Raw genomic sequence first — 13,137 nt, forward strand, 5'->3', positions numbered from 1 at the left:
ATCCATTCTAAGCTGGTTCCAAATAATTTGACTTTTACTGTCCGGTATGGCTTTTGCGGCGTCGAAGAGGGTGCGGCGGAGGAGTCCGGGCATCCTGCTGATGTCGTAATGGGAGATCGACTATGCGCAAGCTTTTCAAGAATTTTGGTGTTGCCAGCGTGTTGGCCATGGCCGCAGCCGTTCCGGCCATGGCCCAGGAAGTCAACATCTACACCACACGCGAGCCGGGCCTGATTCAGCCGATTCTCGATGCCTTCACTGCAGAAACCGGTATTGCGGTCAACACCGTGTTTCTCGAGAGCGGCCTGATCGAGCGTGTGCAGTCGGAAGGCGAAAGCTCTCCTGCTGACCTGCTGATGGCTGTCGATTTCGGTGCCCTGATTGATCTGGTCGAGGCCGGCGTGACGCAACCGGTGGATTCGGACGTGCTGGAGGCTGCCATTCCGGCTTCGCTGCGGGACGCGGAGGGCAACTGGTTTGCGCTCTCAGGCCGTGCCCGCGTAGTCTATGCGGCCAAGGAACTGGACCTCGACAGCATCACCTATGAGCAGCTCGACGACGAGGAATTCCGCGGCAAGCTGTGTATCCGCTCGGGGCAGCACCCCTACAATACCGCGATGTTCGCGGCCTATATGGCCAAGTATGGCGAGGACGCCACGCGGAGCTGGCTCGAAGGCATCAAGGCCAATCAGGCACGCGCGGCCGCTGGTGGTGACCGGGATGGTGCCCGCGATATTGCAGCCGGTGTCTGCGACATCGCTGTTGCCAATTCCTACTATTACGGCCTGATGGCGAGCGGTTCGAGCGGTGACGAGCAAAAGGGCTGGTCGGATGCGGTCAAGGTGATCCTGCCGACCTTTGAAGGCGGCGGCACGCTGGTCAATGTGAGCGGTGCGGCCGTGGCGGCCCATGCCCCCAACCGCGAGCAGGCCGTTGAACTGCTCGAATATCTGGTTTCCGACGCTGCGCAGAAGCTCTATGCCGAAGCCAATTTCGAGTATCCGGTAACAACCACGGCAGAGGTGCACCCCATTATTGCCGCCTTTGGCACGCTGGAACCCGACAGCCAGTCGCTGACCGAAGTGCTGCCGTTCCGGGCACGCGCCAGCGAACTGGTCGATGAAGTCAATTTCGACACCTTCACCAACTGAGTTGGTTCGGCGGCGCCTGAAAGGGCGCCGCACTTCTTGATGGCCGACATGACCCAAGGACGCCGACGAGGCCGTCCTGACATTGCGATCAGCCCCTGGGCCGCCGTGGCATTCGTCGCGGCGGCTCTTGCGCTCGTCCCCATTTTGGCGATTGCGGCAACGGCTGTGGCGAATACCGGCGGGCTGTGGGGACACATTGTCCAGTTCGTGCTGCCCCAGTCGACCTGGAATACGCTGGTGCTGCTGGCCGGTTCGGGACTGATCGCGACCATGGTCGGCACCGGCGCGGCCTGGATCGTCAGCGCCTATGATTTTCGCGGGCGCGGCTTTCTCGAATGGGCGCTGCTGCTGCCATTGGCAGTGCCGACCTACATCATGGCCTATGCCTATCTCGACATTCTGAACCCGCTTGGCCCGGTGCAGGGCGTGCTGCGCTGGGTGCTCGGCTATTCCAGTCCGCGTCAGTTCCGCTTGCCTGACTTGCGGGCGATGTGGGGCGCTATCCTGGTGTTCGGGTTCGTACTCTACCCTTACGTCTATCTGACCGCGCGGGCGATGTTCCTGACCCAGGCCGCAAATGTAACCGAAGTGGCGCGGACGCTCGGGGTGCCGCGCTCAGCCATATTCTGGCGGGTGGCGCTGCCATTGGCGCGGCCGGCCATTGTGGTCGGCGTGTCGCTGGTTTTGATGGAAGTGCTCAACGATGTGGGGGCGGCCCAATTCCTGGGCGTGCGTACCTTGACGGCCACCATCTACACGACCTGGATCGTGCGTACGGATCTGGCCGGGGCAGCGCAAATTGCCATTGGCATGCTGGTGCTGGTTGTGGCCGTGTTGATGCTGGAGCGCTGGGCGCGGCGCAATCGGCGGTTCGCGTCCACGGCGCAGAATGCACGGCAGATGCAGCGCTTCGCGCTCAAGGGGCCGGCCGCCGCGATTGCTTTCGGCCTGGGTGTTGCGCCGATCCTGATCGGGTTCGTGGGCCCTGCGATCTATCTGGTGGTTGCTGCCGCGCGGCGGCTCGAATTTGCGGGGCTTTCCAACGCATTGCTGCGCGCGACGCTCAATACGGTCAGTGTCTCGGCGATCGCGACATTGGCCATTCTCGCCATTGGCTTTGCGCTGGCCTATGCGGCCCGCCTGCATGCATCGCGCTGGACCAGCGCGGCGATGCGTATTGCCTCGTTGGGCTATGCCGTGCCCGGTACCGTACTGGCAATCGGCATTCTGGTGCCGGTGGCCGCGCTCGACCGGACGCTGGGGGGCTGGTGGACGGCCTGGACGGGGCTGCCGGGCGGGTTGTTGCTGCTCGGGTCAGGGGCTGCGCTGGTCTATGCTTATGCGGCGCGCTTCATGGCGATTTCCGCAGGGGGAATCGAAGCCGGGTTGAGCCGCATTCCGCCCGCCTATGACCACGCCGCCCGCACGTTGGGGCAATCGTCCAGCGGCACGCTGCTGCGCGTTCACCTGCCCTTGTCGCGGTCGGCGCTGACAGCGGCGGGCCTGCTGGTTTTTGTGGACTGCATGAAGGAGCTGCCGGCAACCTTGCTGCTGCGGCCGCTCAATTTCGAGAGCCTCGCCACGCTGCTCTATGGCGAGGCGGCGCGGGGAACCTATGAAGATGCGGCGCTGGCCGCTCTCATCATCGTGGCCATCGGTATCCTGCCGGTGATCCTGCTCGCGCGCACGTCGAACAGGATCCGGTGATGGGCCGCCCTATCCGCTGGTGTCTGGGCTAGATCAGCCGAGCCCGTATGCGGCGGGAGATGGCGTCGATGATCGCCACGGTGACCAGGATCATCAGGATGATGAAGGCAGCTTCCTGCCAATTGTTGATGCGGATGCGGTCGGACAGTTGCAAGCCGATGCCGCCCGCCCCGACAATGCCCAGAATGGTGGCTGAGCGGACATTGGATTCGAAGAAATAGAGCACGTGGCTCATCATGACCGGGAAAACCTGAGGGAAGACCCCGAGCCGAACCACGTGGATATTGTCGCCGCCAGAGGCCCGGACTCCGTCAACCGGCTTATTGTCGACGTTCTCGATAGCTTCGGCGAAGAGTTTGCCGAAGACCATGACATCGCCCACGGCGATGGCCAGCACGCCGGCAAAGGGCCCGAGGCCCACGGCAGAAACGAAGATCAGCGCCCAGACCAGGCCGTCTATGCCGCGGAAGGTGTCGAAGAAGCGGCGGAGCCCGAAATGGAACAGCCAGTTGGGGACGATGTTCTTGGCGCCAAGAAAGCCCAGCGGCAAGGCCACTATGAAGGCGATCAGCGTGCCCAGAAACGCCATGGCCAGGGTTTCGAACATGGCATAGGTGTAGTCCCATAGGCCATCACCGGGCCAAGGCGGGATCATCAGGGTGACCAGCAGGCCGAGCTTGTTGAGACCGTTCACGATCCGCATGGGAGAGGCGTCGATCCACCACAGGCCGAAGGCGAGGACGGCCACAAAGCCCAGCCACAGCCCCCATGTGCGCAGACGCTCAGGTAGCGGGCGGGTGAATATCCGGGGGTTGGTGCGCCTGAGGCGCGCGATGTCGGCGTGCAGCGTAGCGGTCATGGTTCAGGCAACCTGTGTCAGGGTGTGGCCGATCAGGCGATGGCGGATGGCTTCGCAGGTGATGTCGATGACCGAGGTGGTCAGGATCAACAGCAGCATGATGGCCGAGATATCGGTGTACTCGAATTGACGGATGGCGACGTAGAGGTCCTGGCCAATGCCGCCCGCGCCAACAAGCCCAAGTGCCGAAGCGCCGCGCACATTGATCTCGAAGCGCAGGAGCAGATAGCTGGCATAGTTGGGCAGGGCCTGGGGGACGACGCCAAGGCGCATGATCATAGGCCAGTTTCCGCCTGATGCCCGGACACCCTCGATGGGGCGCGGATCGACATTCTCGTTCACTTCGGCGAACAATTTGCCCAATGAACCGGCCGTGTGGACGGCGATGGCAAGCACGCCGGCGAACGGGCCCAGGCCAAAGGCAAAGACGAAGATCAGCGCGAAGACCAGCTCGGGCACGGTGCGGAAGAATTCGAGCATGCGGCGCGCTGCAAAATAGATTCCGGAATTCTCGACAAGGTTGCGCGATGCCGGAAAGCTCAAGGCAAGGGCAATGATGCCGCCCATCACGGTGCCGACAAACCCCATGAGGATGGTTTCGACCAGAAGGCGCAGCCAGAAGCGCAAGCCCCAGTACCAGTCGGCGAGGTCAGCCCAGAAATTCTCCAGCGTCAGCGTGGGGAACGTGCCCAGTATATAGTTCCAGGCCATGGGCAGGCCCTTGACGAGGCCCGGAATGGAAAAATCGCTGACCGCAACGGCGCCAATCAGGGCGGCGAGAAACAGCGCGCCATAAAGCAGGGTCCAGTTGCGGCGGGTGAATTGCTGCTGGCGGTAGCGTTCGTCGAAGGACAGCAGGCGTTCATCCCGCGTCGTCGATGCCAGCCGGCCATTGGTGGGGTTGAGTGTGGACACGCGCGCCTCACGAAAAAAAAAGGCCGGTACGCGGGATGCGCACCGGCCAGGAAGGGATCAGTTGCCGTTCTTGCGGCGCTGTTCGGCATTGAACTCGGTGATCGCCACAACATCGAGATAGTCTTCATGGGTGGCTTCGACATAGCCGCTGGAGGTGCCGCGGGTGTATTCGGCGAAACCTTCAGGATCCTTTTCCGGGAAGGCCATCAGGACGGTCTTGAACTCGTCCTGCAGTTCCTGGGGCAGGGTGGTCAGCATCATCACCGGGGTATTCGGGATGACGGGCGAGGTCCAGATGATACGGGTCGAGCCCTTTTCGATCAGGCCGTTGTTCTCCATGGTCTGGATATTGCCAGCCTCTTCGTTGCGCCAATGGGTGGCGACCACGTCGAAAGTGCCGTTAACCAAGGCCATGACGCTCTGCTGATGGCCGCCGGAGAAGGCAACCTCGCTGAAATATTCGTCGGCCGTGGTGCCCAGGACGGTCGAGAGATAGTAGGAAGGCACTGCATAGCCAGAGGTCGAGTTGGGGTCGGCAAAGGCGAAAGAGGCGCCCTTGACGTCTTCGATCGACTGGTAGTCGCTGTCAGCGCGCACGGCCAGGATCGAGTGGTAGCCGAGATTGCCTTCGTTATCGAGGGTCACGGCGACCGGGGCAATGTCCTCGCCCATGATCTTGCGGGCCAGGGCATAAGCAGCCGGGCCGACCGAGGCGATCTGCACGTGGCCCGAGCGCATGGCTTCGATCACGGCGGCATAGTCGGTGCCGCGCACGATATTGACCGGTACGCCCAGTTCGCGGCTGAGATAGTCGGCATAGGGCTGGTTGCGGGCGATGGCGTCGGTTTCGTTTTCGCTCGAAGAGATGCCGATGGTCAGTTCCGGAAACTGCTCGCGCCAGTCCTGGCTAAGGGCTGGGGAAACCAGGGCGAGCGAAACCATCGCGGCCACAAGGCCGCGGCGCGTCAGGGTAAGCATTGATGTAGCTCCGAGTTGAGGTAAGAGGAGCGGCTAGTGGGCCGCCTCCAGGTGTCGTTTGCCGGCTTGGCCTGCCGTGCCGGTGGCAGCGATGGTCGAGGTCAGGCTCTCGTCCACGGCTGTTTCGTGCTCGTCACCATAGATCTGCTGGATCATCGAGCTGGTCAGCATGTCGGGCGTGCCGTCGAACACGACATGGCCATGGGCCATGCCGATGATGCGGTCGCAATACGCGCGTGCGGCGTCCAGCGTGTGCAGATTGGTGATGACGGTGATCTTGTCCTGCTGGTTGATGGTGCGCAGCGCTTCCATCACCAGTCGTGCATTGCGCGGATCGAGCGAGGCGATCGGCTCGTCGGCGAGAATGATGCTTGGCTTCTGCATCAGGGCCCGGGCGATGGCCACGCGCTGCTGCTGGCCGCCCGAAAGCGTGTCGGCGCGTTGCAGGGCCTGGGAAAGCAGGTCGAGGCGGTCAAGCGCCATGGCTGCATTGGCGCGGTCGGCGGCCGAGAAATGCTTGAACATCACCGGCAAGGTACCGGCACTGCCGATCCGGCCGATCAGCACATTGGTCAGTACATCAAGCCGATTGACCAGGTTGAACTGCTGGAAAATCATGGCGCAGCGGGCGCGCCAGGCACGCAATTGGGTGCCATTCAAGCTGCGAACGTCAATCTCGCCCGAGGTGATCTTGCCTTCATCGGCCGTGGCCAGGCGATTGATCAATCGCAGCAGGGTGGACTTGCCGGCGCCGGAGCGCCCGATCACACCGACCATTTGTCCGGGTTCGAAATTGGTCGAGACATTGTTGACCGCAATCGTGTCACCGAAGCGTTTGGTGACGTTTCTCAGTTCCAGCATTTCCCACCTCGTGGCGTTGCTATGCAGAGACCCTAGATCAGCTAGATGACAGCGTTAACTCATTCGAATGACATGCTCGTGACGCCTGCCAACCGCGGAGACATCGAGGGTACCATCGGCATGCACGATCCGGCCGCGTGAGAAGGTGGCATGTACCTGGCCCACGCCGGTGCGGGAGGCGACTGCCAGGTCAGCGCGGAGGCCGACGCGGATTTCGCCGCGATCTTCCAGGCCAAGGGCGCGGGCGGGATTGCGCGAGGTGAGGCGGGCGGCGCCGGCCAGACCATCGGGATCGGTTTGGGCCAGCACCAGCACTGCGGGCAACATGGCGGAGGGATGATAGTCGGCGGCGAGCAGATCAAGGATGCCGGCAGCGTGGGCATCACGGGCCGAGAGATTGCCCGAATAGGATTGGCCGCGCAGGGCGTTGGGTGCGCCCATGGCATTGAGCATGCCGCGTCGATGCGCTTCCTCAGCGGCTTCCAGGGTCACCGGAAATTCGGAAATATTGGCGCCGAGCTGGTCCATCAGTGTGACCTTTTCGACCGTGTCGTCGTCGTGGCTGGCGACGGGCACGCCGTGCATGGCGCAATATTGGGTGATGGCGCGCAGGGTTTCGGTCATGTCGCCGGCAGTTTCCTTGCGGTCCCGAATACGCTGCTGGAGCTGCTCCATCGCCGCTTCGGGCGAAATGCCCTTGTTCCTGGAGATATTGGCAACCTGCAGATCGAGGTCGCGATACTGCCCCTGGCCGGGTGTGTGGTCGCACAGGGACACCAGGTCCACCGATCCCTCGCCCACCAGTTCCTTGACCACTGAAAGGGCTGCCGGGAAGGTCACCTCGAAACGGGCATGGACCCGGTGGTCGATCAGCAGACTGGGGCGCGCGGCGACGACAGCGCGGATCAAGGCGCTGGTGAAGTCGTAGCTTCGCATATGGCCGTAGGTGGAGCCCGGCGCAAAGGAGAGGGAGGCGTAGGCGGTGGTGATGCCGGCGGTAGCCAGCTTCATGTCGAGGTCGCGCAGCCCCATATCCATGGGCATGCGTACACCGGGGCGGGGCTCGATTTCGCGCTCGATCATGTCGCCATGCATGTCGATCATGCCGGGCAGCAAGAGCAGGCCGTTGCCTACGATATCGGCATTGGCAACCGGCGTTTCGCTGATTTCGGCAATCAGCCCGTCCTCGATACGCAGGGCGCCGCTCTCGATGACGCGGTCGGACAGAACAATTTGAAAGTCAGACAGCCACATGGTCTTCCTCGGCGCTTTGGTCGGCGATGACCCTGGTGTTGAGGTTGATTTCGCGGTCGATCAGTTCGGCCACGTCGCCGGGATGGTGGAACACCCCAATGATGGCGACCCCTTGGGACTTGAGGTCGGCAAGGCGCCGGACGAGCGCGGCCCGAGCGCCGACGTCGAGCGAGGCGGTCGGCTCGTCGAGCAGCAGGAGCTTCTGCGGCAGGATCAGGGCGCGCGCCAGATTGACCTTTTGCTGTTCGCCGCCCGAGAAAGTGCTGGGGTAAGCGCGCCAGAGTTCGGGGCGAACGCCGAACTGATCGAGCCAGTGACGGGCCTGATCGAGCGCCTCGGCCTGGGTGGCACCGGCCAGGCGCAGCGGTTCGGCGACGATATCCTGGGCGGCAACGCGGGGCCGGGCATTGAGGAACTGGGTGACGAAGCCGATTTCCTCGCGCCGGAGCAGGGCAATATCGACATCGGCGGCATTGGCGAGGTCGATTTCGCCATGGCTCGAGGCATAAAGCACCTGACCGGCAACGGGCAGATAGCTGCGCCAGATGGTGCGGAGCAGGGTCGACTTGCCGGCGCCATTGTGACCGCGCAGCAGCAGAAATTCACCCTGGTAGAGATCGAAGCTGATGTCCTCGAAGGCATGCAGCATGCTGTCGAGGTGATACATGCGGAAGGTCTTGGTGAGGCCCTTAACGCGCAAGAGGGGCGTGGTTGTCATGGGGTCACCTCAGAGCTTGGCGTGGACGAGTTGCTGGGTATAGGGGTGCTGGGGGTCTTGGAAGACCTGGTCGGCCAGGCCCTGTTCCACCACCTCGCCATGGCGCATGACCATGACCCGGTCGGCCATGGTGCGGATGACCCCCAGATCGTGGCTGACGAGCACCATGGTGATCTTGCGATCGCGCTGAAGCCTTTTCAGCGTGTCGAGCACCAGTGCCTGAACGGAAACATCAAGGCCGGTGGTCGGCTCATCGAGCAGGAGAAGGGCCGGTTCGAGGGCGATGGCCTTGGCCAGTTGCACGCGCTGCTGCATGCCGCCCGACAGCTCGATGGGCCGGGCGTCCATGCGGTCGAGCGGGAACTCTGAGGCGTCGAGCGCTTCACGCGCCTTGTCGCGTAACACCTCGAAACTGCGCTCGCCGGCGATAAGCAGACGCTCGGCGACATTGCCGCTGGAGGAGTGTTTCATCAGCAGCCCCAGATGCGGGTTCTGATAGACGATGCCGATATTGCGCGCGCAGAGCATGCGGCGCTCGTAGCGGGTGAGATCGAACAGGTTCTCGTTCTCGCGGCCGGGCAGGCGCAGGGTGTAGTTGCCGCTGTCGGGGGTATCCTCAAGATTCATCATGCGCAGCAGCGTCGACTTGCCAGAGCCGCTTTCACCGACAATGCCCATGACTTCGCCGGGATAGACGGCCGCATCGACATCGCGCAGGGCGCGCACATTGCCATAGGACTTGGAAATGTCGCGCATGTTCAGGAGCGGTTCAGTCCGCATGAGGCGGGGGGCCGCGCGCTCCAGCGCGGGAAGTCCGAGGTCGAGGCTCATGCCGAATACTCCCCGTTGCGATACCAGGTTTCGCCGATTTCAATTGCGGAACCGTCAGCCTTGTCGATGGCCTTGATCCCCAGATTGCTGTCCGAAACTTCGAATACCGAGCCGCCGCCATCCTGGGGCAGTTCGTTCATGAAGAAGCCGCGGACTCCCGAACGCCGGCAGGTCAGATCCGCGTGGTCTTCCACCTGGTAGGGCCGATCAGAGAAGACCAGCGGTTCAACCCGCGTGTAGGGTGGCACGGCATGAAGCCGTTTTTCGCGGCCGGCGGAGAGAAAGGTCAGGTGCCGAGCCATATTGAGCTTGGGCACGTCCCAGCGCGGTATAGGCGAGGGGGTCATCACGTGACGGCCATTGACCATGGCCGGATAGGAGGCGCCCTGCATGATGCGGCCCTTGCGCACGATCTGCTCGTAAAGCGTCAGCCAGAGCTTGCCGTAATCAGCATCGGCATGCATCTGCCGGGCGATCGAGATATTGGGCTCCACCCCGCGCAGCGGCTCGGGATTGGGCACTTGAAGCACCAGCACCTGATCCTCGCGCATGATTTCTTCGGGGATGCGATGGCGGGACTGCACGATGGTCGCACTCAGCGTGTCCCAGGTTTCCGCAGCACCGGAGACGCGGGAAATGAATCGGCGGATCGAGGCGGCGTTGACGCCGTCATCGGCGCCCTGGTCGATGACTTTCACGACCGAGGCTGAATTGACCAGGGTCAATGTCACCTGCAGGCCGCCGGTGCCCCAGCCCCGGGCCATCGGCACTTCGCGGCTGGCATAAGGCATCTGGCAGCCCGGAACTGCGATGGCCTTGAGCATCTTGCGGCGCAGTTCGCGTTTGGCTGAGGCGTCGAGGAAGCCGTAGCTGGTGGCGGCCCAGTCTTTAGTCAGACTTGCAAGGCTCATAGGACGGGTTCCTCTTCGGGTTCGGCGACATAGACCTCGCCCTTGGCTTCGGCCGCGGCCTTCTTGGCCTTGGTGTCGCGCATGGCGTCCAGGATCGACTGGAAGGTCACGTAGTGGGGCAGTTTGAAGTGAATGCAGAAGCCCGAGGCTTCGACGCTTTCGGTGTGGTAGAGGTAGAATTCCTCATGCACCGGCGAGCCGACGGGGGCCTCGTCGGAGTTGAGATCGAGCGTGGCGGCGGCAATCACCTTGACCTCGTTCCAGCCGAAGGTGGCGGCAAAGCCGAGTTCGAGATAGCCGCCCTTTTCCTTGGAGGTCACCTCTGCCTGGCTGACGCGCACGCGACCGGCCGAAAATTCCGTGCCGCGCGGATGTCGGACTAACACATTGGCTTCGCCCAGACGCAATTCGTTGACCGTGGGGTGGGCATTGCCATAACCGCGCATGGCAGCATAGCCGAGGGCCAGAACACCGCCGGTTTCGGCACGGGCCAGGCTTTGCAGACGATGGGCGCGCGAGGCTGGGAACAGCAATGGCTCGCGCGTCAGATCGGGGATGTCCTCCGGGGCAATATCGGAAGGTTCGGTCGGAGCAACCAGGCCTTGTTGACGCTGCCAGTCGGCCAATGAAGGCTGCTTTGCCGGGGCGGGGCTTGTGGCCTTCTCGACCTGGGGCGGAGCAAACGGCTTGCCTTCCAGCACGTCGGTGGCCAGTACGCGGTGGGAATAATCGAGCGTTGGCCCGAGGATCTGGCCACCTGGAATGTCCTTGAAGGCGGCGGAGATGCGGCGCTGGGTCAGGACTTCGTCCTGCTTGACCGGACGCGCGATGGCGAGCCGCGGCTGGGTGGTGCGCCAGGCACGCAGCACCAGCACAGCCTCGGATAATTCTCCGCCAGTCTGCGCCAGCGCCAAGGCGGCCAGTTCTTCATCGTAAAGCGAAGCTTCGCCCATCACCCTGTCGATCAGATAGGGCATGGTGGTGCGAATGGTCTCGACGCGCTGTGCGTCGATCGTGCCAAGGTCCTGTCGGAACAGCCGCTCGGCCTGTTCGATGGCCTTTTCGCCACCGCGGGTTGCAACATAGGCCATCTAGAGCACCTCCACCTTGGTCGAGCGCGGAATGCCGATGACCTTGTCGCCATCGACGCAGAAAATGTCGAAGCCTTCGGGATAGAGACAGAGCAAGTCCCGCATGGCCCAGAAGCCGGAGGGCAGGTCCAGTGCAATTTCAGTAGCGTCCTTGATGCCCGGGCCGGACAGCCGCAGGCGCTGTCCCCGGTGAGCAGCGGCGACGATCAGGGTTGCGCCGTCGTCCGGGTAGAGCGCTGTGCCGCAATTGATCTCGGCCAGTTGCTGACCGGCGTCTTCAAGCGCAGTGATAAACACGTGGTCGGCATCCCCGATGCGGTCGGCCAGCATCGCGCCGCTGGCCACAATGCGCTCGCGCATTTCGGATGTATCAGCATAGGCGCTGCATTCGAGGTCAACCAGGGTTTCGGCAATGGCGTCAAAGCCAGCATCGGGCAGAGTGCGGATATCGCCGGGGCGCGAGAGGGCCCACATCAGTGCTTCGAAGGTGGCGTTCGAGCGCAGTTCGACGGCGTCGGGAGGCGCGACGGTGAGCATCAGAAAGTCTCCATTTCAACGCGGGTGGCCTCGACCTGGCGCATGCGCTCTTCGTCGGCAGCAGCGCGATGGGTCCGTTCCTGTTCGAGAAAGCTGGCCGTGATATCGTCCTGACCGCGCGCAGCCACGCTGAGGTCGATGACTGCCATGGCCATGGCCCTTTCGAGGTCGCGGCCGGTGACCATGCCATAGCCGACATGTCCGGCCGCGTCGGTGATGTGGGCTTCGCTCACCAGCACTTCGCCGAGATGGAAATCGACATTCTTGACCGTGTCGCGCATCGGCACCATGACGAGACCCGTGCGGTTGGCGATGACATTGATCTCGCCCATGGTGGTCAACAGCGTTTCAGCGTGTTGCTTGAGGCGGTCGGGGCGGGCGCGGGCGAGGATGTCGAGCATCGCGCCGTGCCCGGGGCCGGTGGTTGGGGTCTCGTTAAACATGGGTAGTGTTCTCGGTGGTCATGACGGTGGGTTGATCGGTTTCAAAGGTGAACTGGACGCGATCTCCGGCCCAGACGGCTTCGGAGAAACCGATAGGGTTGCGGTCAAGATCAGCGTCGATCTTCTGCACCACCAGTACGGATTGGCCGGGCCGCAGCATCAGCATGCCGGCTTCGTGTTCGGTGGCGATACGGGTGAAGACGGTGGTGCGCTGGCGGTGGTAATCGGTGATGCCGTAGGAGCGGTATACTTCAGTGATCGAGGGTGTGTGGTGGCGACGCTCCGGCAGGTCCGGGAAGCGCGCTGCGTCGTGGTAGGCCCAGCCCATGCTGATCGGTAGATCATTGGCGAAGCCACGCCAGGAGCGGGCAAAGACAGGTGCGTCCTTGTCGATCCCAAGCGCCCTGGCAACCCGCTCGCTAGCCGGAATTTTCATTTCGGACAGAGTTTCACCCGAGGCCGTCAGCCCCTGCGCCATGAGATTTTCGCGGAAGCGGGTGCGTGTGCCGATGACGTAATTGAGCAGCGGGGCTCGCTCGACAAAGGTGCCACGGCCGTGCTCGACCCGCAGCTTGCCTTCTGCCACCAAGGCCGCCAGGGCCTTGCGCAAGGAATGACGACGGGCGCCATAGAGCACGCATAGCTCGGGTTCCGAGGGCAGTTTTGAATCTGCTGCCAGACGTCCTGAGGTTATTTCTTCACTGATCCTGTCCCGGGTCTCTTCCCAGGAATGTCCTTGACTGCGCATATCACCAACTCATTCGAATGAGATGGTTCTAGCGAGCCGAAGTGACATTGAAATGACGGTAGCGTTTTCCTGCGACAGTACAGCGTCGACACATTCGAATGTCATCGCCGGGTGTCGTTTGCCTGTCACAGAG

Annotated in this window: 14 protein-coding genes; 2 read left to right on the top strand and 12 right to left on the bottom strand. The window is 62.8% G+C overall.

The features are described from left to right. The first annotated feature begins 122 nt into the window (after positions 1–122). Together DDE76_RS02180 and DDE76_RS02185 are read left to right on the top strand one after the other, a co-directional pair. Positions 123–1,151, top strand: coding sequence for an extracellular solute-binding protein (locus tag DDE76_RS02180; RefSeq protein ID WP_104893410.1), 1,029 nt, complete (start codon positions 123–125; stop codon positions 1,149–1,151). A gap of 48 nt (positions 1,152–1,199) precedes the next feature. Then, a complete protein-coding gene (locus DDE76_RS02185; RefSeq protein ID WP_245891771.1) occupies positions 1,200–2,858 on the top strand; it encodes an ABC transporter permease in 1,659 nt (552 codons plus the stop codon). 28 nt (positions 2,859–2,886) lie between these two features. Here the strand turns inward: DDE76_RS02185 and phnE (DDE76_RS02190) are convergent, their stop codons facing one another. The 12 genes from phnE (DDE76_RS02190) to phnF are packed head-to-tail and all read right to left on the bottom strand — an operon-like array spanning position 2,887 to position 13,004. Continuing rightward, entirely contained in the window at positions 2,887–3,717 is an 831-nt protein-coding gene (gene phnE, locus DDE76_RS02190) for a phosphonate ABC transporter, permease protein PhnE (protein ID WP_104893412.1), read from the bottom strand. Positions 3,718–3,720: 3 nt separating this feature from the next. Then, positions 3,721–4,632, bottom strand: coding sequence for a phosphonate ABC transporter, permease protein PhnE (gene phnE / locus DDE76_RS02195; protein ID WP_245891772.1), 912 nt, complete (start codon positions 4,630–4,632; stop codon positions 3,721–3,723). A gap of 57 nt (positions 4,633–4,689) precedes the next feature. After that, positions 4,690–5,610 (bottom strand): phosphonate ABC transporter substrate-binding protein, encoded by a 921-nt coding sequence (phnD, locus tag DDE76_RS02200; protein ID WP_104893413.1) that lies wholly within the window; start codon positions 5,608–5,610, stop codon positions 4,690–4,692. 33 nt (positions 5,611–5,643) lie between these two features. Beyond that, positions 5,644–6,471 (bottom strand): phosphonate ABC transporter ATP-binding protein, encoded by an 828-nt coding sequence (gene phnC / locus DDE76_RS02205; RefSeq protein WP_104893414.1) that lies wholly within the window; start codon positions 6,469–6,471, stop codon positions 5,644–5,646. A gap of 54 nt (positions 6,472–6,525) precedes the next feature. Next, positions 6,526–7,725, bottom strand: a complete 1,200-nt coding sequence (locus DDE76_RS02210; protein ID WP_104893415.1) for an alpha-D-ribose 1-methylphosphonate 5-triphosphate diphosphatase — start codon at positions 7,723–7,725, stop codon at positions 6,526–6,528. Next, positions 7,712–8,443, bottom strand: coding sequence for a phosphonate C-P lyase system protein PhnL (locus DDE76_RS02215; protein WP_198650815.1), 732 nt, complete (start codon positions 8,441–8,443; stop codon positions 7,712–7,714). Before DDE76_RS02215 ends, DDE76_RS02210 begins: the two co-directional genes overlap by 14 nt. Positions 8,444–8,452: 9 nt before the next feature. Further along, positions 8,453–9,274: an ATP-binding cassette domain-containing protein gene (locus tag DDE76_RS02220; protein ID WP_104893416.1), complete on the bottom strand. Its 822-nt coding sequence runs from the start codon at positions 9,272–9,274 to the stop codon at positions 8,453–8,455. After that, the gene (locus tag DDE76_RS02225) at positions 9,271–10,185 is read right to left on the bottom strand and encodes an alpha-D-ribose 1-methylphosphonate 5-phosphate C-P-lyase PhnJ (RefSeq protein ID WP_104893417.1); all 915 of its coding nucleotides are present in this window, start codon (positions 10,183–10,185) and stop codon (positions 9,271–9,273) included. The genes DDE76_RS02220 and DDE76_RS02225 overlap by 4 nt, the downstream gene beginning before the upstream one ends. Further along, positions 10,182–11,276, bottom strand: coding sequence for a carbon-phosphorus lyase complex subunit PhnI (locus DDE76_RS02230; protein WP_104893418.1), 1,095 nt, complete (start codon positions 11,274–11,276; stop codon positions 10,182–10,184). The genes DDE76_RS02225 and DDE76_RS02230 overlap by 4 nt, the downstream gene beginning before the upstream one ends. Then, complete coding sequence (gene phnH, locus DDE76_RS02235) at positions 11,277–11,813, bottom strand: phosphonate C-P lyase system protein PhnH (protein ID WP_104893419.1); 537 nt, start codon at positions 11,811–11,813, stop codon at positions 11,277–11,279. After that, on the bottom strand, positions 11,813–12,256 hold the full coding sequence (gene phnG / locus DDE76_RS02240; RefSeq protein WP_104893420.1) for a phosphonate C-P lyase system protein PhnG: 444 nt from the start codon (positions 12,254–12,256) through the stop codon (positions 11,813–11,815). Before phnG ends, phnH begins: the two co-directional genes overlap by 1 nt. Next, a complete protein-coding gene (gene phnF / locus DDE76_RS02245) occupies positions 12,249–13,004 on the bottom strand; it encodes a phosphonate metabolism transcriptional regulator PhnF (protein WP_104893421.1) in 756 nt (251 codons plus the stop codon). The genes phnG and phnF overlap by 8 nt, the downstream gene beginning before the upstream one ends. Positions 13,005–13,137 lie beyond the last annotated feature (133 nt).

Source organism: Devosia indica (genome assembly GCF_003056405.1).
GTDB lineage: Bacteria > Pseudomonadota > Alphaproteobacteria > Rhizobiales > Devosiaceae > Devosia > Devosia indica.